This is a genomic window from Natronomonas halophila, from assembly GCF_013391085.1.
Taxonomy (GTDB): domain Archaea; phylum Halobacteriota; class Halobacteria; order Halobacteriales; family Haloarculaceae; genus Natronomonas; species Natronomonas halophila.
This window is the reverse complement of sequence record NZ_CP058334.1, coordinates 1,601,510-1,619,439: the sequence shown is the minus strand read 5'-3', so window position 1 is coordinate 1,619,439 and position 17,930 is coordinate 1,601,510. Positions and strand designations below refer to the sequence as shown.

The 17,930-nt window shown below is 67.2% G+C and carries 18 protein-coding genes; 11 read left to right on the top strand and 7 right to left on the bottom strand.

Annotated elements, in window-relative coordinates:
* The first annotated feature begins 72 nt into the window (after positions 1-72).
* Both HWV23_RS17260 and HWV23_RS08810 read left to right on the top strand, forming a co-directional pair.
* Positions 73-219, top strand: a complete 147-nt coding sequence (locus tag HWV23_RS17260) for a DUF7563 family protein (RefSeq protein WP_418766778.1) — start codon at positions 73-75, stop codon at positions 217-219.
* Between the two features lie 67 nt (positions 220-286).
* Positions 287-541 carry a GIY-YIG nuclease family protein gene (locus HWV23_RS08810; protein WP_178291633.1) on the top strand — a complete coding sequence of 85 codons (255 nt, stop codon included), beginning with the start codon at positions 287-289 and terminating at the stop codon, positions 539-541.
* 9 nt (positions 542-550) lie between these two features.
* Here HWV23_RS08810 and HWV23_RS08805 read toward each other — a convergent pair whose 3' ends face one another.
* Positions 551-1,846, bottom strand: a complete 1,296-nt coding sequence (locus tag HWV23_RS08805) for a cobyrinic acid a,c-diamide synthase (RefSeq protein WP_178290039.1) — start codon at positions 1,844-1,846, stop codon at positions 551-553.
* Positions 1,843-2,880: a nicotinate-nucleotide--dimethylbenzimidazole phosphoribosyltransferase gene (locus tag HWV23_RS08800; RefSeq protein ID WP_178290038.1), complete on the bottom strand. Its 1,038-nt coding sequence runs from the start codon at positions 2,878-2,880 to the stop codon at positions 1,843-1,845. Before HWV23_RS08800 ends, HWV23_RS08805 begins: the two co-directional genes overlap by 4 nt.
* A 134-nt stretch (positions 2,881-3,014) precedes the next feature.
* Here HWV23_RS08800 and HWV23_RS08795 point away from each other — a divergent pair, with 134 nt between their 5' ends.
* The gene (locus tag HWV23_RS08795) at positions 3,015-3,722 is read left to right on the top strand and encodes a CbiX/SirB N-terminal domain-containing protein (RefSeq protein ID WP_178290037.1); all 708 of its coding nucleotides are present in this window, start codon (positions 3,015-3,017) and stop codon (positions 3,720-3,722) included.
* A gap of 61 nt (positions 3,723-3,783) precedes the next feature.
* A complete protein-coding gene (locus HWV23_RS08790; RefSeq protein ID WP_178290036.1) occupies positions 3,784-4,902 on the top strand; it encodes a cyclase family protein in 1,119 nt (372 codons plus the stop codon).
* 17 nt (positions 4,903-4,919) lie between these two features.
* On the opposite strand, the gene HWV23_RS08785 is transcribed toward HWV23_RS08790, so the two are convergent.
* Genes HWV23_RS08785 through cobN form a run of 3 tightly spaced genes read right to left on the bottom strand, consistent with a single transcriptional unit; the run spans position 4,920 to position 10,238 of the window.
* The gene (locus HWV23_RS08785) at positions 4,920-5,672 is read right to left on the bottom strand and encodes a cobalt-precorrin-7 (C(5))-methyltransferase (RefSeq protein ID WP_178290035.1); all 753 of its coding nucleotides are present in this window, start codon (positions 5,670-5,672) and stop codon (positions 4,920-4,922) included.
* Entirely contained in the window at positions 5,669-6,358 is a 690-nt protein-coding gene (locus HWV23_RS08780) for a precorrin-8X methylmutase (protein ID WP_178290034.1), read from the bottom strand. Before HWV23_RS08780 ends, HWV23_RS08785 begins: the two co-directional genes overlap by 4 nt.
* Complete coding sequence (gene cobN, locus HWV23_RS08775; RefSeq protein WP_178290033.1) at positions 6,348-10,238, bottom strand: cobaltochelatase subunit CobN; 3,891 nt, start codon at positions 10,236-10,238, stop codon at positions 6,348-6,350. Before cobN ends, HWV23_RS08780 begins: the two co-directional genes overlap by 11 nt.
* A gap of 34 nt (positions 10,239-10,272) precedes the next feature.
* Between cobN and HWV23_RS08770 the strand changes: the two genes are divergently transcribed.
* The 3 genes from HWV23_RS08770 to HWV23_RS08760 are packed head-to-tail and all read left to right on the top strand — an operon-like array spanning position 10,273 to position 13,305.
* On the top strand, positions 10,273-12,354 hold the full coding sequence (locus HWV23_RS08770; RefSeq protein ID WP_178290032.1) for an ATP-binding protein: 2,082 nt from the start codon (positions 10,273-10,275) through the stop codon (positions 12,352-12,354).
* Positions 12,355-12,394: 40 nt separating this feature from the next.
* On the top strand, positions 12,395-12,583 hold the full coding sequence (locus tag HWV23_RS08765) for a CbtB domain-containing protein (RefSeq protein WP_178290031.1): 189 nt from the start codon (positions 12,395-12,397) through the stop codon (positions 12,581-12,583).
* Positions 12,583-13,305 carry a CbtA family protein gene (locus HWV23_RS08760; RefSeq protein WP_178290030.1) on the top strand — a complete coding sequence of 241 codons (723 nt, stop codon included), beginning with the start codon at positions 12,583-12,585 and terminating at the stop codon, positions 13,303-13,305. The genes HWV23_RS08765 and HWV23_RS08760 overlap by 1 nt, the downstream gene beginning before the upstream one ends.
* On the opposite strand, the gene HWV23_RS08755 is transcribed toward HWV23_RS08760, so the two are convergent.
* Complete coding sequence (locus tag HWV23_RS08755; RefSeq protein ID WP_178290029.1) at positions 13,302-13,595, bottom strand: HVO_A0114 family putative DNA-binding protein; 294 nt, start codon at positions 13,593-13,595, stop codon at positions 13,302-13,304. The two genes, HWV23_RS08760 and HWV23_RS08755, sit on opposite strands and share 4 nt — an antisense overlap.
* A 109-nt stretch (positions 13,596-13,704) precedes the next feature.
* Here HWV23_RS08755 and uvrB point away from each other — a divergent pair, with 109 nt between their 5' ends.
* Genes uvrB through HWV23_RS08735 form a run of 4 tightly spaced genes read left to right on the top strand, consistent with a single transcriptional unit; the run spans position 13,705 to position 17,489 of the window.
* Positions 13,705-15,756, top strand: coding sequence for an excinuclease ABC subunit UvrB (gene uvrB, locus HWV23_RS08750; protein ID WP_178290028.1), 2,052 nt, complete (start codon positions 13,705-13,707; stop codon positions 15,754-15,756).
* Between the two features lie 41 nt (positions 15,757-15,797).
* Positions 15,798-16,511, top strand: a complete 714-nt coding sequence (locus tag HWV23_RS08745; protein ID WP_178290027.1) for a hypothetical protein — start codon at positions 15,798-15,800, stop codon at positions 16,509-16,511.
* Positions 16,512-16,554: 43 nt separating this feature from the next.
* Entirely contained in the window at positions 16,555-17,004 is a 450-nt protein-coding gene (locus HWV23_RS08740) for a peroxiredoxin (RefSeq protein ID WP_178290026.1), read from the top strand.
* Between the two features lie 41 nt (positions 17,005-17,045).
* Complete coding sequence (locus tag HWV23_RS08735; RefSeq protein WP_178290025.1) at positions 17,046-17,489, top strand: peroxiredoxin; 444 nt, start codon at positions 17,046-17,048, stop codon at positions 17,487-17,489.
* Positions 17,490-17,573: 84 nt separating this feature from the next.
* Here HWV23_RS08735 and HWV23_RS08730 read toward each other — a convergent pair whose 3' ends face one another.
* Positions 17,574-17,780: a cold-shock protein gene (locus HWV23_RS08730; protein ID WP_178290024.1), complete on the bottom strand. Its 207-nt coding sequence runs from the start codon at positions 17,778-17,780 to the stop codon at positions 17,574-17,576.
* Positions 17,781-17,930: the final 150 nt, after the last annotated feature.

Sequence of the window (17,930 nt, the reverse complement as noted above, 5' to 3'; positions counted from 1 at the left end):
CTTACCGAGGGTATTAATGTCTCGACCCCGTACTACCGATGCCGACAAGGGATACCCGCGTCGGCGGCCAGAATGCCCAGGTGTGACCACTGTGATGCGCACATCTCGGACCGGTTCGCCCGAGTGTTCGCGGACGAAGGTGGACGCGTTCACGCGTGTCCGAACTGCTCTGCGAACGCCGGCATCGCCGAAGTGTCCCGAGAACGTGCGTACGAGTGACGGCCGTGCGTCCGTAGAACTGTGTGTCAAACACAGGGTGCCCTCGTTTTCTACCTAAGCCGTGACTGTGAGCGACGCCCACTACGTGTACGTTCTGGAGTGTGCCGATGGATCGCTCTACACCGGCTATACGACCGATGTCGAGCGCCGGGTTCAGGAACACGATGCCGGCGACGGCGCGAAATACACCCGCGGTCGGACGCCCGTCGAACTGGTCTATTCGGAATCCTTCGACTCGAAATCCGCCGCGATGAGCCGCGAGTACGAAATCAAGCAGCTCTCGCGGGCCGAAAAGGAGCGGCTGGTCGGACTGGATGACTGACGAACCAACCTACAGCGACTCGACGAACCTGTCGAAGACGCCGGATTCGGCGTGGAAATGCGCATACGTGCCGAGCGTCCGGTATGCGGTGAGGCCGTCCTTGCCATCGGCGATGCCGTCCCCTCGCTTCACGTCGAAGGCGAAGGTTGCGTCGTCGGCGACGTCGGCTTTCGAGTAGTGAAACTCGTGGCCCCGAACCGCGTCGCTGGAATCGGCCAGCAGTGTCTCGCCGCGAGGCTCCAGTTCCACATGGTCCAGCGCCTGATAACGGTCGCACATCTCCACATCGGCAGGCAGGATTCCCGCCATCTCGTGGGTCTCGCCGTCGGTGTCGGTCAGCGTCGCACAGAGTGCCATCAGGCCGCCGCATTCCCCGAAAACGGGCAGGCCATCGGTCGCACGCGCTTTTAAATCGTCCAGCGTGCCGCCCGCGGCCAGTTCGGCGCCGTGGAGTTCCGGGTAGCCGCCCGGGAGATAGACGCCGTCGCAGTCGGGAAGCGGGTCACCCGCGACCGGTGAGAACGTCACCACGTCGGCCCGCTCGCGCAGGCGCTCGATGGTGGCCGGATATTTGAAGCAGAACGCGGCGTCGTCGGCGACGGCGACGGTGGCATCGGTTTTCGGTCGCTCCGGTTCGGGGTCGGGGCGCGGCGGCGATTTGGCCGCTTCGACCAGTCGCTCGATTCGAAGGTGTTCGCTGGCCTCGTCCAGCGTCTCGGCGTCGATGGGGGATTCCTCGCCCATGTGGAGGCCGAGATGGCGCTCCGGAATCTCCAACTCCGACAGCGGCGGGATTCGACCGAAGTAATCGAGTTCGTCGGGCAGTGCGTCGCGGATGCCCTCCTCGTGGCGGCCGCCGTGGGCGCGCTGGGCGAGGACGCCGACCACGTTTATATTGCGGTGGGCCTCGGCGGCGTACTCGCGGAAGCCCAGCGCCTGTGCCGCGACGCTTTCCATCCCGGCTTTCGCGTTGACGACGAGGACAACGGGTAACTCCAGCGTCTCGGCGACGTATGCCGTCGAGTTCGTGCCGTCGTAGAGGCCCATCATCCCCTCGACGACGCAGACGTCGCCGTCGCCGCGCCAGTAGTTGCGCCGACAGCCCGTTTCGCCACAGAGCCACGGGTCCAGCGACCGGGAGGGCCGCTCGCAGACGACGGCGTGGTGACTCGGGTCGATGAAATCGGGGCCGGCCTTCGCGGGTTGTGGGTCGTAGCCCGCCCGCTGGAGGCCGCGGAGCACGGCGAGCGAGGCGACGGTTTTGCCGACGCCCGAGGCGGTGCCGGCGAGGACGACGCCGTTCATGCTTCGGGCGCCCGCTCCTCGTCGGCGTCGGCGAGCAGTTCGTCGTAGACGTCCTGCAGTCCGGCACGCACGTCGGCCATCGGTAGGCGCGCGCGGTCGGCGATGGCGAGCGCGCCGCCCATGCCGGCGCCTTCCTTGGCTTCGCCGCGGTTGTAGGCCGCCATCGCGGGGTGGTCGTCGGTGAATCCGGGGTCGGTGACGGTCACCGAGAGGTCGAGTTCGGCAGCCGCCCGCTGGATGTCGACGGCGGGGTCGGCCTCGATGAACGAGGTGGTCGCCAACCCGAGGGGGCCCTCGTAGCCGCCGTGGCGGAGACACGCAGCGGCGGCGACCAGTTGGGTCCCGCCGGCCAGCGTGACCGCGGTGTCGGTTTCGAGGGCGCCCGCGGCGATGCCCGAGAGGACGGCCAAGACGGGGTCGCCGGCCCGGCGGAGCGCGACGAGCGGTTCGTCGGCGGCATCGCCCGGGGCAAGCGAGGAGGCTTCCAGCGCCTCATCGACCACGCGACGCTTCAGGTCGAGTGGGTTCTCGGGCAGCGACGAGGAGATGGCACCCTCGTCGCGGCCGAGAACGTCCGCCTCACCGAGCGCGGTCAGAACGCCGAGCGCGGTGGTCGTGCCGCCCGGGACCGTCTCGGCGAGGAAGAGTTCGTCGTCCGGGAGTTTTCGGCCGAACTGGCGGGCGGCAGCGAAGGCGCCCGGCGCGGAGGGGACGGGGTCGCGTTCGCGGATGTCGTCGCCGGCACGGGCGCCGACTGTCACCGTGGGCGCGCCGGTCGGTTCCGCAAGGCCGGCATCGACGATGGTGGTATCGATGCCGAGACGGTCGACGACGGCGCGGGTGACGACGGCGGGCGTCGGACAGCCGGTCGGGGAGACGGGGACGACGGGCGCCCGAACCGGCGCGCCGTAGGTCAGGATTTCGGCGTCGGCACTCGGTGTGTGGGCCATCAGGTCGGCGTCGGCACCGGCGGCGCTGATGCCGTCGATAGCGGCGGTCCGCGTCGAACCGGCACACAGGACGAGTCGAGTCACTATGGTTGGTGTTCGTGCAAACGTACTTGAGTTTGCGGGTTGGTCCTCAGCGCCCCGTAACCTATTTATCGGATGGCCGCACACCGTGATACAAGCCGATTTGCGCTAATACAACTATACTTGATTAAACATCCATGACGGACACACTCCTACTCGTCGGCCGAAATCACACGCGAGAGACGGCGGAGCGGCACGCGGCGCGACTCCGCGAGCGGGGCGTCGCTGGTCGGGTGCGCGTCGAGACCTACGAGCGCGACCCGGCGGAACTGGACGTCGCGGCGGACGCCGACACCTACGTGGTTCCGATGGCCGTCGCGCCGGACCGCGATACCACCCGCGGGATTCCGGGCGCGCTGCCGGCCGCTCGCCATTGTGAGCCCGTCGGTGCCAGCGCGGCCGTCACCCGGGCGCTGGCCGACCGGGCCCGTGAAGCCGTGGACCCGGACGACGACGCCTCCGTCGCGCTGGTCGCCTTCGGCGACACGTCGATGGCCGACGCCCGCCGGACGACCGAGGAACACGCCGACCGCCTGCGCAAGAGTTCGAACTACGGCGAGGTGACGACGGCGTATCTCCTGCAGAACCCCGCTGCCGAATGCGTCCGGTACAACCTCGGCGGCGACCGGGCTGTCGCCGTTCCCTTCTTCGTCGCCCCCTGCGAGGAAACGGAGAAGGCCCTGCCCGAGAAGCTGGAACTCGACCGCGGCGGCCTCGCCTACGCCGACCCGCTCGGCGACCACGAAGCCGTCACCGACACCATCGAGGCCGAACTCTCGAAGGCCCGCGCCATCGAGGCCGGCACCGCCGCCGTGACGCCCGTCGCCACCGACGGCGGGAACTGACTTCCGTCCACCGCGTCCGCTCGCCGGCAGCTATTTTTCCTCTCCTCCACATCTCCCCGTGATGCATCACTCGCTGAGTTGTGCGGCCTGTGCCGACCGGGCGCTCGCCGATGGCGGAGCCGTACCGGACGTATCCGACCTGCTCGACGGCCTCCCCGACAACTGGGGCCGCTGGGGCGCCGACGACGAATACGGGACGCTCAACCTGCTCGGGAGTCGGGAAGCGGCGGCCGGAATGAACGCTGCTCTCCGAAACGGCGAGGAATCGGTCGAACGGTTCACCCTCGGCCTACCGCTGACGGGCGAAGCCATCCCCGAAAACGGGGGCACGGGCGACCCCGGTTTTCCGGGCCGTGAAGTCGCTCGCCGAACCAACGTCTCCGACGAACGGTCCTACCGCGAGGGTGACCAGCAGGCCAGCGCGGGCATGAAGTTCTCCGACGACCGCTTCGAGACACCGTTCTACCTGCAGGGGACCACCCACATGGACGCGCTGGGCCACGCGTGGTACGGGAACGAACTCTACAACGGCTTCAGCGCCGACGAGACGGCCATCGAAAAGCGATTCGAGACGCCCGTCGAGGGCATCGATGGAGGGGTGACCGAGACGCGCGGCCACGGCAAACTCTCCGTCGCGCCGCTAGCCGACTCGGGTGTGGCCGGTCGCGGCGTCCTGCTGGACGTGGGCCGGCACGCGGACGAAAGCGAGGGTGAGCGCCTGCCGATGGGCGCCGAAATCGATCTCGACGACCTGCTGACGACCACCGATGCACAGGATGTCGAAATCCGTGAACGCGACATCCTTCTCGTCCGCACGGGCGCGATGGCACGTACCCGAGACCCCGATGCTGATTGGCACCCAACGAACGAACCCGGACTCGTCTTCAGCGAGGAGTTAGTCGAGTGGGTCCACGACCACGATATCGCTGCCGTGGGTGCCGACAACGTCGCTATCGAGCGCGTCACCCAGACTATCGACGGCGAGACGTACGTCCTGCCGCTGCACGGCGCTTTTCTCCGAAACCTCGGGATGCCGCTCGTGGAGATGCTGTGGCTCGATGACCTCGCTGCGGCCTGTGCGGAGGATGGCGTCTACGAGTTCCTCTTTACCGCCGCGCCGCTGCACGTCCAGCGTGCGACCGGCGGGCCGCTGAACCCGCTCGTGTTGAAGGCGACCTGAAAATAGGCGAACCGGGACTACCGACGGACGGCCAGCACCGAGAGGTCCGAGAAGGCGGTCGCCTCTTTTGAATCTATGTCGGCCGCCAACGCCGACAGCGACGTCCGGGTTATTGACTCGTCGGGGTGGGTCAGCCGCTCGAGTACGAGCGTCTCACAATCCGGTGCGCCCGATTCGAGCAGGCGGTGGGCGATTCGCTCGGGCATCCAATCGTAGGGGCGCGGCAGCACGAGCAGGTTCCGCTCGCCGACGTCCCGCTCAAGCCGCTGGAGGTCGCTTTCGATGGGCCCGCTCTTATGGAGGGTGACGAACGTCGTCTCCTCCATCGGCGTCCGGGCACGACTCGCGGCGATTTGGAGTGACGAGATGCCGGGAACCACCTCGACGGGGCGGTTGACATCGGCGGCCTCGATGGCCGCCTCGACCTTCCCGACGAACTGGTACCCCGAGTGGTTCGGGTCGCCCATCAGGACGGCCGTTCCCGTCGCGCCGTCGGCCACGCGCTCGGCGAACTTCGCGAGCACTTCGGGTTCGTCGCGGTAGCCGCAGGTCAGCACCTCGCCGTCGATTTCCTCGCGGACGAAATCCACGACCGTCTCGAAGCCGACGACGACGTCGGCCTCCCCGATTGCGCGGGCGCCGCGGCGAGTGAGGAACTCGGTGTTGCCGGGGCCGATGCCGACCGCGTAGACTGGCTCGTCGCCCCGTGTTTCGGGTGCGCTGGCCGCGAGCTCGGCGGGTTCCTCGGGGAAGTCGACCGGTTCCGTCACAGTTCGACCTCACCATCTCTAACATCACTCGCCACGTGGACCAGTTCGTTCGTCAGGCCGGCGGCGAGGCCGCTGCCGCCGCGTCGGCCGACGTTCGTGATGGCCGGCACGCCGTGTTCCTCGCAGACCTCTCGGAGCCGTTTTCGGCTCTTGGCGGCCTTCACGAACCCCACGGGCGTCCCGACGATGACGGCCGGGCGGGTACCCTGCTCGATGCAGTCCGCCAGCGCGAGGGCCGCGGTCGGCGCGTTGCCGACGGCCGCGATGGCACCGTCGTAGATGCCCTCCTTGTCGAGTTCCAGCACTGAGGCAGCGGTCCGGGTCATCCCCGTCTCGGCGGCCAGTTCCGCGCCGTTGCCGATGGCCTTCTTGACCTCACAATCGTGGCCGCGGCCCGTGATGCCGGATTTGACCATCGTGATGTCGGTGACGATGGGCTGTTCGTCGAGGACTGCCTGCGCGCCGGCCCGGAGCGGCTCGGATTCGTCGGCGCCGGTAAACCGCATCAGGTGCTGGAACTCGGGGTCGCCGGTTGCGTGGACCGACTTCGCGCGGACCCGGTCGGCCAGCGTCTCCTGTGGGACGATTTCGTGGACGCGGTCCATGCTCGTTTCGGCGATTTCCATGGCGTCCGAGGTAGTCGCGCCGAGGTCGGCGTACTCCTCGAAGTCTGGGTTAGTCGTCATCGCTGGCCACCTCCGTGGAGTGGCCGTCGCCACGACCAGCATCCGTCGCTCGTTCCTCCAGGTCCCCATCCACGCGCAGGTTGAGGTCCTGCAGCCGTTCCTCGGTTTCATCGTCGGCGTCCCAGAAGTCCCGCTCGATGGCTTCCAGCAGGGTGTCCGTGATGGATTCCAGCGCCCACGGGTTCACGTCGCGCATCCACTCCTGGCGGTCCTCGTCGAAGGCGTACTTCTCGGCCACCTCGTTCCAGAGCGTGTCGCTGACGACGTCGGTGGTGGCGTCCCACCCGAGCGTCACGTCGACCGTCTGGGAGAGGTCGCCGGCGCCCTTGTAGCCGTGCTCTTCCATCGAATCGAGCCATTCGGGGTTGAGCACGCGGGCGCGCATCGCCTTGCGGACCTTCTCCTCGTTCGTGTAGACGTCGATGTTGTCCGGGTCCGAGGAGTCGCCGACGTAGGAGGCGGGTTCTTCGCCCGATACTTCGGAGACGGCGGTGATGAAGCCGCCGTGGAAGGCATACCAGTCCGAGGAGTCGAACTCGTCCTGTTCCATCGTGTCCTCGATTTTGACCGTCGCGTCGACGCTGCCGAGGCGCCGGCGGAAGCCGTCGTGGTCCTCGCTCACGCGGCCGCGCGAACCCATCGCGTAGCCGCCCCACTGGACGTAGACCTCCGCTAAATCGGAGCGGTCCTCCCAGTTCCCCTCGTCGACGGCCTTGTTCGTGCCGGCGCCGTAGCCGCCCGGACGCGTGGTGAAGACTCGCGGCATCGCTGCGTCGCGGGCCTCCTCGGGGTCCATACCCTCTTCTTCCAGTTCCTCGGCTTCCTCCTCGACGTGTTTCTTGACGAAGTTCTCCTCGTGGGACTCGTCGAGGTCGACGACGGCATCGACGGCGTCGTGGATGACACCCGCCGCCTGCGGGAAGGCGTCGCGGAACAGCCCCGAGACGCGGGTCGTCGCGTCGACGCGGGGCCGTCCCAGTTCGTCGAGCGGAATCGGCTCCACGTCGTCGATGCGGCCGGCGTCGGTCCAGACCGGTTCGATGCCCATCAGCGCGAGCACCTGCGCGATGGTCTCGCCACGGGTTCGAACGGTGGGCGTCCCCCACGCCACGACGCCGATTTCCTCGGGATACTCGCCGTGTTCGTCGTGATGGTGTTCGAGTGTGCCGTCGGCCACCTCACGGCCGACCTCCCACGCCGATTTGGCGGGCACTTTCCGGGGGTCCAGCGTGTAGAAGTTCCGGCCCGTCGGCAGCAGGTCAACGCCGCCGCGGGTCGGCGCGCCGCTTCCGCCCGGCGGGACGTATTCGCCATTGAGCGCGTCGACGGTCTGTGGAATCTCCTCCTCTGCTTCCAGCACGCTCGGGGCGGCCTCCTCGCAGATGTAGGCCAGCACCTCCCGGAGGTCGTCGTGGGCGCCGCCCTGCACGCGGGCGTCGCCGAGCGGGTCGATGTCGACGACGAGCAGGTTCATGTTCACTTCGTCGTCGGGGCCGGCATCGACGTTGGATTCGGGCACGTCGAAATCGTACTCGGCGAGCGTCTCGACCAGTTCGACGCTCTTCTCGTGGACCGCGTCGGCGGCCTGCGAGTAGGTCATGCCGAGCGTCTCGTCGTACTCGCCGGGCGAATCGAGCATCGTCTGGTAGTCGACACCCAGCACGCCTGCGACGCTCTCGCGGAGGGATGGCGCACCGGGGTTTTCGAGGCGGGTGAGCGCGACGAGGTATTCCACGAGGGAGTCGTCTTCGGGGGGTTCGCTCATCGTGTGCAGCCCCATCCGAATCTGAGTCGATTTCACGTCGGTCAGGTAGGCGTGGACGCGCTCGACGAGTTCGTCGACGCCGATTACATCGCCTGAAACCTCACCCTCGGCAAGGCTTGTGCCGGCTTCCTCGGGCCCGCGTACGTCGGCTTTCTCGTCGATGTCGCCCGCGATTCCGAGTTCGACCGCGAGGTCGAGTTCGTCGACCGCCTCCCGGAGGAGGCGTTCGACCGTCTCACCGGCCTCGCTGCCGGCCTCGCGGTACTGGTCGGCCAACTCTTCGAGTTCCGCGAGTTCGTCGTAGGTTCCGGCGTTGGCCATCGGCGGCGTGAGGTAGTCGACGATGGCGGCGTAGGAGCGGCGTTTCGCCTGCGTGCCCTCGCCGGGGTTGTTGATGATGTAGGGGTAGACGTTCGGCAGGTCGGAGACGAGCGCGTCGGGTGCGGACTCGCCGTCGAGGCCAACCGTCTTGCCCGGAAGCCACTCCAAGGAGCCGTGGGTACCGAGATGGACGACGGCGTCGGCGTCGAAGTCGTTGCGGAGCCACGCGTAGAAGGCGTAGTAGTCGTGCGGCGGCTGGAGGTCCGAGTCGTGGTATACCTTCGAGGGGTCCATACCGAACCCACGCGGGGGCTGGACGGTCACGAGGACGTTGCCGAACTCCGCGCCAGGGATGGCGAAGGGTCGGTCCGGCGCCTCGCCCCACTCCTTGACGACGTTCTCGCGGAAGTCGGGGTCCGCCTCGGCCCACCACTCGTCGTACTGCTCGGACGAGACAACGTCCACCGAGCGGTCCCGAACGTCCTCGGGGGCGACCCAGCGGTCGTCCAGCGTGAGTTGTGAGGTGAGCGTCTCGATAAGCTCCTGACCCGAGTCGGGGAATTGCCCTCCCAAATCGTAGTCCCGCGCGCGCAGTTCATCGAGCAGGTTGACCGTCGACTCCGGCGAGTCGAGGCCGAAGGCAGTCCCGATGCCGTCGTCGCTCGGCGGGTAGTTGTGGAGGACGACGGCGACGTTCTTCTCGTCGTTGGGCGTATATCGCAGGTTCGCCCAGTTGACGACCAGCGAGGCGGCGTGGTCGACGCGGTCCTCGATGGGGAAGTGCTGTTTCGGCGCGCTGCCGATGCCCGCTTCGTCGTCGGTGCGTTCCTTGCCCGAGATGGGGTGGGTGATGACGTTGCCGTCGAACTCCGGCAACGCGACGGAAAGGGCGAGTTCGAAGCCCATGACGCCCGTGTCGCTGGACTGGTAGCGCGACCGCGAGCGCATCGTCGTCACCGTCTGGATGACAGGGACGCCGAGGCGCTTGAGGAAGACTTCCTCGGCGTCGGAGCCTTCGTCGCTGGCATCGCGGCCGCGCTCGGACATCGACAGCGAGAACATGAACGACGAGCAGACGGCGTCCACGAGGGGGTCGCCGTCCTCGGAGGTGAGCCAGTTGTCGACGACCCACTCGGCGTCTTCCTGCTCGTCGCTGTCGGTGACGGGGTTACAGAAGACGGGTAGGGCGTCGGCACCCTCCGCCTCGATGGCCCGCACCAGCGAATCGACGTAGCGGGTGTTCTCGTGGGTCCAGTGGGATTCGTAGAACCAGACGGCGACGGTCGGCCGGTCGGGGTCCAGCGTCGCGCGCAGTTCCTCGTAAGATGCGCCGGGGTGGTCTGGGTGGTAGACGCCTTCGGTCGGCAGGTCGACGGGGGCGTCGTACTCGCGGTCGACGGTCGTAAAGCGGTCGGCGAGGTACCGGACGGCGTTGGCGAGGTTCGCGCTCCCGCCTTTTTCGAGGTACTCGCAGACGGTATCCCGGACGCTGCCCGGGACGGTCGTATCCTCGATGGCGAAGGCGTCGCCGGTCGCCTTCACGACGACGGGGACGCCGGCGTCGTAACAGCGGTCGATGGCCCGGTCGTAGCCCGGCATCGAGTCCTCGGCGCCGTGGAGCCACAAGACGACGACGTCGCAGTCGGCTAGTTCGTCGCAGAACGCCTCGACGTCATCGGGTTCGTCGAGGTCGCTCTCCGAGCGGACGACGAGGTCCGAATCGACCTTGTCGGCGGCGCGCTGCAGAGCGCCCAGTTCGTTTTCGGTCGCGGTGTAGAGTCCAATCCGGGGCATAATATTGATAAACTCGCGTTGTGCTAATACAAGTGTGTTTGATTTCGCCGAAACCAAAAGCGTTTCCACGCCGTTCGGCGCGGTCGTGGGCCAGGAGCGACTGAAGGAGGCGCTCCTGACCGTCGCGGCCGACGACGGGCTTGACGGCCTGCTCGCCACCGGCGAGAAGGGCACCGCCAAATCCACGCTGGTGCGGGGACTGGCCGACCTCCTGCCCGACCAGCGCGCCGTGGCGGATTGCCCCTACGGCTGTCCGCCCGACGACCGCTCGCAGCAATGCAACGACTGCCGCGAGCGCGCGTTTCTGCCGGTGGAGACGCGACCCGTCCCGCTGGTTACCCTGCCGCTGGGCGCGACCCGCGAGCGCGTCGTCGGTACCCTCTCCGTCTCGGACGCGCTGGCCGGCGAGACCGAGTTCGACCCCGGCCTCCTGGCCCGCGCCAATCGCGGTATCCTCTACGTCGACGAGGTGAACCTACTCGACGACCACCTCGTCGACGTTCTGCTCGACGCTGCCGCTTCCGGCGAGAACCGTGTCGAACGCGACGGCGTCAGCGTCGCCCATCCCGCCGAGTTCACCCTCGTCGGGACGATGAACCCCGAGGAAGGCGACCTCCGGCCCCAACTCCGGGACCGATTCGCCCTCTCCGTCGAGGTTCGCGGTGAGCGCGACGTCGAGGATCGCGTCGCCATTATCGACGACAACCTCGGCGATTCCGGTCGGGCAGACGACACCACCGACTACCGCCGACGGCTTCGGCAGGCCCGCGAGATGCTGGGCGAGGTCGAACTCACCGACGAGCAGAAGCGCGATATCGCGGAACTCTGTCTCGAAGCGGGCGTCGAAGGCCATCGCGCCGACATAGCGACTGCCCGGTCGGCGCGAGCGCTGGCGGCGCTGGACGGCCGACCGACCGTCACCGACGCTGACCTCGAACGCGCGGCGGAACTCGCGCTTGCCCACCGGATGCAGTCCCGGCCCTTCGAGGACGCACCGGACGCCGAGGATGTCATTGACGATCACTTCGACGAGGACGAGGAGGGTGAGGAAGGCGAGGAGGCGGACGATGAGGAGACTGATCCCGAGGAAGAGCCGGAACCCGAAGGCGAGGATGAGGGCGAGGCCGACGACAGGGAAGACGCCGAGGGCGGCGAACCGTCCGATGACTCTGCCAACCCCGGTGACGAGTCCGACGACGGTGACCCCCCCACACCCGACCAGCAGCCGGCCCCGCAACCGAGCGAGGCCGACGACGCCGAGGCGGCCGAACCGGGGGCCGAGGCCGGTGACGATACCGACGCTGACTCCGATGACCCCGAGGAAGCGACGCCGCTCGTCCCGGGCCAGCAGCGCGAGGCACCTACCGACGCCATTTCGCCGGATGTCGAGGCATCCGAAATCGACGGTGCTGAGGGAACGGGCCGAGCGGCCGCGGCACCGGCGACCGGCAATCGCGGGACGCGCGTGCGCACCGAACCGGCCGAAAATGGCCACGGAGTCGACGCCGCCGCCTCGGTCCGGGCGGCGGCCAGTCGGGGCGCCGACGGCGTCGAGACGCGCGATCTCCGGCGGTCGGTCCGCTCCGGTGAGGGCGAGGCGCTCGTCGTCTTCGCCGTCGACGCGAGTGCGTCGATGCGGTCGGCGATGCGGACGGCCAAGGGCGTTACCCTCGACTTGCTGGAGGACGCCTACACCGAGCGCGACAGCGTCTCCGTCGTCGCCTTCGCGGGCGACGAGGCCGAGGTACTCCTGCCGCCGACGGATTCGGTGACGCTCGCGGCGCGACACCTGAAGGACCTGCCGACCGGCGACCGGACGCCCCTGCCAGCGGGCCTGCGGAGCGCCGCGGAAGTCGTCGACCGCGCGGACCCGGAGGCTGCGGTCGTGGTCGTCGTCTCGGACGGCCGGGCCAACGCGGCCGATAATCCGACGGCCGACACCCGCCGTGCTGCGGCGGCGCTCGCCGAAACGGGCGCCCGCGTGGTCTGTGTCGAAGCGGGCGACGAGCGCGGCCTGCTTTCGGAGGTCGTCGCCGCCACGGAGGGCGACCGCGTGCCGCTGGACGCGCTGACGCCCGAACGTATCGAGCAGGCGGTGGCGAACGCGCGGCGATAGTTTTACAACCTTGCTTGTTCTTTAAACAAGTGGATTTAAAATGCCGGTCGCAAACGACACCGTTTCGGACCGTATCGACACCGCCGCTGGGACGCTCTCGCCGACGCAGGTCGCGCTCGGCCTCGCCGCCATCACGCTGGGGCTGTTCCTGCTGGCCTTTGCGGGCGACCCGCTCGTCCACGACGCCATGCACAACGGCCGCCACGTCGCCGGTGTCATCTGTCACTGATGTACGACTACCTGCAGCGCGGCGCGCTCGCGGGCGCCGTCGGCGGCGGCGCCTACGGCCTCTACATGGCGCTTGTCGGCAACCCGCTGGTCGCACACGCCGAGACGCTGGCTCACGAAAGCCACGCCCACGAACACGCCCATGAGGTCTCCGAACCGCTCGTCAGCGAGGGGCTGATGCAGGCCATCTCGGTCGGCAGCGGCGTCGCCCTCGGCCTGCTGTTCGGCGTCGTCGTCTTCGGGGTCGTCGCCTTCCTCGTCGAACCGGCGCTACCCGAACGCGGGCAGAGCTACCTGCTGGGCCTCGCCGGCTTCCTGACCGTCTCGGGCGTCCCGTGGCTCGTCCTGCCGCCGGCCGCGCCGGGCGTCGAAACGAGTCTCGCCGTTGGGACGAGCCGGTATTTATACGTCGGCCTGATAGCGACGGGTGCGATTGCCTGCCTCGCGGCGGGTTCGATATATACTCGTCTGTCGGACCACGGAAACGCCGTTGCGGGCGTCGCTGGCGTCGCCGTTTTCACGGCAATCGTCGGCGTGGCGGTCCTCGTCGCACCGTCGCCGACCTACGAGAGCGCGCTCCCCGCGTCCTTCGAGTCGCTCTACGTCGGCGCGATTGTCGTTGGGCAACTCGGTCTGTGGGGAATCACCGCGGCAACGCACGCCCGCCTGAAAAGCAGTCGAACTGAGCGGCCCCCGGACGTTCGCCCGATAGCGGCCGACTAGAGGTCGATTTCGACTTCGATACGCTCGTAAGTGACGAACGGCCGGTGGGACTGGCCGCTCCGGTCGAACTCCACGAGGCCGAGTTCGCCAAGTTTCCAGAGGTTGTCGTGGACCTGCCGGACGTCGCGGTCCACCAGCCGGGCGGCCTCGCGGATACTCGTTGGCTCCTCGCTGGCCAGCGTTCGCAGGAGTTCGAGAGTGGTCGGTCGGCATAGTCGGTCGGCCGCCTCGTCGTCGAACTCGTGGGTTTCGTTCCCCTCGGGGCCGATGAGGCGTACTTCGACGGTCATGGGCGTGGGTGGGTGCGGCCCTCTTATAATGTCGTGGTTTCGAACAACACTTCGTCCGCTATCGGCCGCTGGCGTGCGCCTCAAGTGCGTCGGCCCCTACACTCGGATAATGAGCGACACCGGGCCACTCCAGCCTGACCGTCCCGACCTCGACCGCCCGCTGGAGGTCGACGCGCCGTTCGACCCCGCGGGCGACCAACCCGACGCCATCCGGCAGTTGGTCGAGGGCTACGAGAGCGGGGCCGAAAAACAGACCCTCCTCGGGGTGACGGGCTCCGGCAAGACAAATACCGTCTCGTGGGTCCTCGAAGACCTCCAGCAGCCGACGCTCGTCCTCGCGCACAACAAGACGCTCGCCGCCCAACTCTACGAGGAGTTCCGCAACCTGTTTCCGAACAACGCCGTCGAGTACTTCGTCTCCTATTACGACTACTACCAGCCCGAGGCCTACGTCGAGCAGACGGACACCTACATCGACAAGGACATGTCCATCAACGAGGAAATCGAGCGCCTCCGCCACTCCGCGACGCGCTCCCTCTTGACCCGCGACGATGTCATCGTCGTCGCCTCCGTGTCGGCCATCTACGGCCTAGGTGACCCGGGCAACTACGAGAACATGGCCCTCCGACTGGAGCAGGGCGCGGAGATGGGCCGCGACGATCTGCTGAAACGGCTGGTCGACCTGAACTACGAGCGCAACGACGTCGACTTCCAGCAGGGTACCTTCCGCGTGCGCGGTGACACCGTCGAAGTCTATCCGATGTACGGCCGCCACGCCCTCCGCGTGGAGTTCTGGGGCGACGAAATCGACCGCATCATGAAGGTCGACGTACTGAAAGGCGACGTCGTCTCCCAGGAACCCGCCGCGCTGGTCCACCCGGCGGAACACTACTCCATCCCGGAACAGCGCCTCGAACGCGCAATCAGAGAAATCGAGGATCTGATGGAAGAGCGGGTCAGCTACTTCGAGCGGCAGGGCGACATGGTCGCTGCCCAGCGCATCGAGGAACGGACCACCTTCGACATCGAGATGCTCCGGGAGACGGGCCACTGCTCGGGCATCGAGAACTACTCGGTCCACATGTCGGACCGCGAATCGGGAGACGCGCCCTACACGCTGCTGGATTACTTCCCCGACGACTTCCTGACGGTCATCGACGAATCCCACCAGACCATCCCACAGATTAAGGGCCAATACGAGGGCGACAAATCCCGGAAGGACTCGCTGGTCGAGAACGGCTTCCGCCTGCCGACGGCCTACGATAACCGCCCCTTGACCTTCGAGGAGTTCGAGGAGAAGACCGACCGCACGCTCTACGTCTCGGCGACGCCGGGCGATTACGAGCGGGAACACTCGGCCCAGATCGTCGAACAGATCGTCCGGCCCACGTACCTCGTCGACCCCGAAGTCGAGGTGTCACCGGCCGAAGGACAGGTCGAGGATGTCCTCGAACGCATCGAGAACACGCCCGACGACGAGCGCGTGCTGGTGACGACCCTGACCAAACGGATGGCCGAGGACCTCACGGAGTATCTGGAAGGTGCGGGCATCGACGTGGCCTACATGCACGACGAGACGGACACGCTGGAACGCCACGAACTCATCCGGTCGCTCCGTCTCGGCGAGATTCAGATCTTGGTCGGCATCAACCTCCTCCGGGAAGGTCTGGACATCCCCGAAGTCTCACTGGTCGCCATCCTCGATGCCGACCAGGAGGGGTTCCTCCGCTCGGAGACGACACTCGTCCAGACGATGGGTCGAGCGGCTCGGAACGTCAACGGCAAGGTCGTGCTCTACGCCGACGACGAGACGGATTCGATGCAATCCGCCATCGAGGAGACCCGCCGCCGTCGCGAGATTCAGACCGAGTTCAACGAGGAACACGGCCACGAACCGCGGACCATCGAGAAGGAAGTCGGCGAGACGAACCTGCCGGGCGCCGAAACCGACACCGACGGCGTGGCGGGTGTCGAGGCCGACTCCGTCGACGAGGCCGAAGAACTCATCGAACGACTCGAAGACCGGATGAACGAGGCCGCCGAGAATCTCGAATTCGAACTCGCGGCCGACATCCGGGACCGCATCCGCGAGTTGCGACAGACCTTCGAGGAACTCGACGACCCCGACGAGGGCGTCCCCACGCCCGACGACGAGTTCTGACTGCCCCGGGATTTTTGTCAGCCGCCGGGCAGGTTAGGAACATGGTTCGGGCCCTGCTCCGCTCGCGGGCGGCCGTCGGCTGTACGCTCCTCGGCGCGGCCGCCGTCGGCGCGGTTGCCGCCATCGGCTGGCAACTGGCGATGGTCCTCCACGCGAGCGCGGTGTCGGTCCATCCGCTCTTTCTCGGCGGCCTCGGCCGCCTGCTCTATCTCGTTCTTCTGGTCGTGGTGGCCGCCCTCGTATCGCTCGTCTGGTATCCGTTCGGCGCGGGCGTCGCCTACGCCGTCGGACGGCAAGCTCGCGGCGGAACGGCGACGCTCGGTGGGACGCTCGCTGCGGTGCGGAACGCGGCCGTCCCGCTGGCTCGCTGGCTGAAGACTCGCGTGGCCGTCGGCCCGCTGGCCGAGTACGTCGTTTCGGAGGACGACGTAGCACCGAACGAGATTGTCGTCGGCTGTGAGGCCTTCGTCGTCCCCGCCGTCGTTCTCGACTCGCCGACGTCGTTGGCCCGGGGCGTCGACCGCGCGAACCGCGTCCCGCCCGAACCGGGCCGCGAACGGGTCGTATTCGGTGGTCTCGCTGTCACGGTACTGCTGGTCGTCGCCGTCGCGGCCGGTGGCGTCCTCTCCACGCCGCTCTCGGCCTCGCTTGCCGTGTCACTGTCGGTGGCTCTGGCGGTTCTCGGCCTCGTCGCGACCGTCGCTATCGATGCCGCCTGGCGCGCGAGGGCCTACGCGACGGCGGAGTCGCTGTAGGTGCGTGGACAACCACTAACCCGCCTCGCCCGGAAGTGCCGGTATGCTTGACGTAGGCGAGCCCGCCCCGGACGTCGAAGCGTCGAACCAGCACGGCGAGTCGGTCACCCCCGATTTCGAGGTTCCGACCGTCCTGTACTTCTACGTCGAGGACGGCACGCCCGGGTGTTCGACGCAGGCCGACCAGTTCGCACGCGAGCGTGAATCCTACGCCGATGCCGGCGTGACCGTCTACGGCGTCTCGACGGACGGCGTCGACTCCCACCGGGAGTTCGCCGAAAGCGAGGGCATCGATTACGACCTGCTGGCGGACCCCGACGGCGAACTCTGCGATGCGTTCGGCGTGCTGCGGGATAGCCAAGGCCGGGCCGAGCGAACGACGTTCGTCTTGGCTGACGGCGAGGTTCGGCGCGTCTACGGCGGCGTTTCGGCTGACGGACACGCCCGCGACGTGCTGATGGACATGCTCGACGACGGCATCGTGTCACTTTAGGCCGGATTAGGTTGATGTGTCCCGTCCCGCCACACGTGGACATGACGCTACAGCAAGGCGCGGACGCACCGGCTATCGAAGCCAAAAACCAGAACGGAGAGACCGTGATGCCGGACTTCGAGGAGCCGACGGTCGTCTACTTCTACCCGCGGGACGGCACGCCGGGCTGTCAACTCGAAGCCCGGCAGTTCGAGGCCGACATCGAATCGTTCCGGCGGGCGGGTGTGACCGTCTACGGCGTCTCGACGGACGATGTCGACTCCCACCGGGAGTTCGCCGACGAGGAGGACCTCTCCTTCGACCTGCTGGCGGACCCCTACGGGGAGGTAGCCGAGGCGTTCGATGTGGAGATACGCGGTGATTTCGTCGACCGAATCACGTTCGTCCTGGCCGACGGCGAAGTCAAAGCCGTCGTCGACGCCGACGATATGGACCCTGACGGCCACGCTGACGACGTACTGGCCGAAGTCGAGAGGGTTGCCTAACGGCGAGCGTATCGCTATTCGGTGTAGTTCCTGAAGAAAACGAAATCGACGACCATCGGTATCAGCGACGGACGACGTTCGTAATTAGTTGCGGACGAGGTTCGTCGCGCGGGGTCCCTTGGGGGATGATTCGATGTCGAACTCGACTTCCTGACCTTCTTCGAGGTCCGGGCCGCCGACGTCCTCCATGTGGAAGAAAACGTCCTCGTCGTCGTCTACTTCGTCGCTGTCAGTCGAAATGAAACCGTAGCCGCCAGTGTCGTTGAAGAAGTCAACCTTACCGTTTGCCATTACAAACAAATGTATGGCCCATCAGGGGATAACCCTTCCGAGAGTCAAGGTACCATGGACCCTCCGGCGCTGAGATGGCGTTTTCGGCAGTTTTCGACGACCGTTTCCGCTCGCCCGGCGGGGGTTTCCGGTGGGGACAGGTATTTACGG

Coding starts and splice junctions, on each gene's coding strand:
- uvrB (WP_178290028.1), top strand. CDS start 13,705: ATGAGCGACACCGGGCCACTCCAGCCTGACCGTCCCGACCTCGACCGC.
- HWV23_RS17260 (WP_418766778.1), top strand. CDS start 73: ATGCCCAGGTGTGACCACTGTGATGCGCACATCTCGGACCGGTTCGCC.
- HWV23_RS08755 (WP_178290029.1), bottom strand. CDS start 13,595: ATGACCGTCGAAGTACGCCTCATCGGCCCCGAGGGGAACGAAACCCAC.
- HWV23_RS08805 (WP_178290039.1), bottom strand. CDS start 1,846: ATGAACGGCGTCGTCCTCGCCGGCACCGCCTCGGGCGTCGGCAAAACC.
- HWV23_RS08790 (WP_178290036.1), top strand. CDS start 3,784: ATGCATCACTCGCTGAGTTGTGCGGCCTGTGCCGACCGGGCGCTCGCC.
- HWV23_RS08760 (WP_178290030.1), top strand. CDS start 12,583: ATGTACGACTACCTGCAGCGCGGCGCGCTCGCGGGCGCCGTCGGCGGC.
- HWV23_RS08740 (WP_178290026.1), top strand. CDS start 16,555: ATGCTTGACGTAGGCGAGCCCGCCCCGGACGTCGAAGCGTCGAACCAG.
- HWV23_RS08795 (WP_178290037.1), top strand. CDS start 3,015: ATGACGGACACACTCCTACTCGTCGGCCGAAATCACACGCGAGAGACG.
- cobN (WP_178290033.1), bottom strand. CDS start 10,238: ATGCCCCGGATTGGACTCTACACCGCGACCGAAAACGAACTGGGCGCT.
- HWV23_RS08780 (WP_178290034.1), bottom strand. CDS start 6,358: ATGACGACTAACCCAGACTTCGAGGAGTACGCCGACCTCGGCGCGACT.
- HWV23_RS08730 (WP_178290024.1), bottom strand. CDS start 17,780: ATGGCAAACGGTAAGGTTGACTTCTTCAACGACACTGGCGGCTACGGT.
- HWV23_RS08745 (WP_178290027.1), top strand. CDS start 15,798: ATGGTTCGGGCCCTGCTCCGCTCGCGGGCGGCCGTCGGCTGTACGCTC.
- HWV23_RS08735 (WP_178290025.1), top strand. CDS start 17,046: ATGACGCTACAGCAAGGCGCGGACGCACCGGCTATCGAAGCCAAAAAC.
- HWV23_RS08765 (WP_178290031.1), top strand. CDS start 12,395: ATGCCGGTCGCAAACGACACCGTTTCGGACCGTATCGACACCGCCGCT.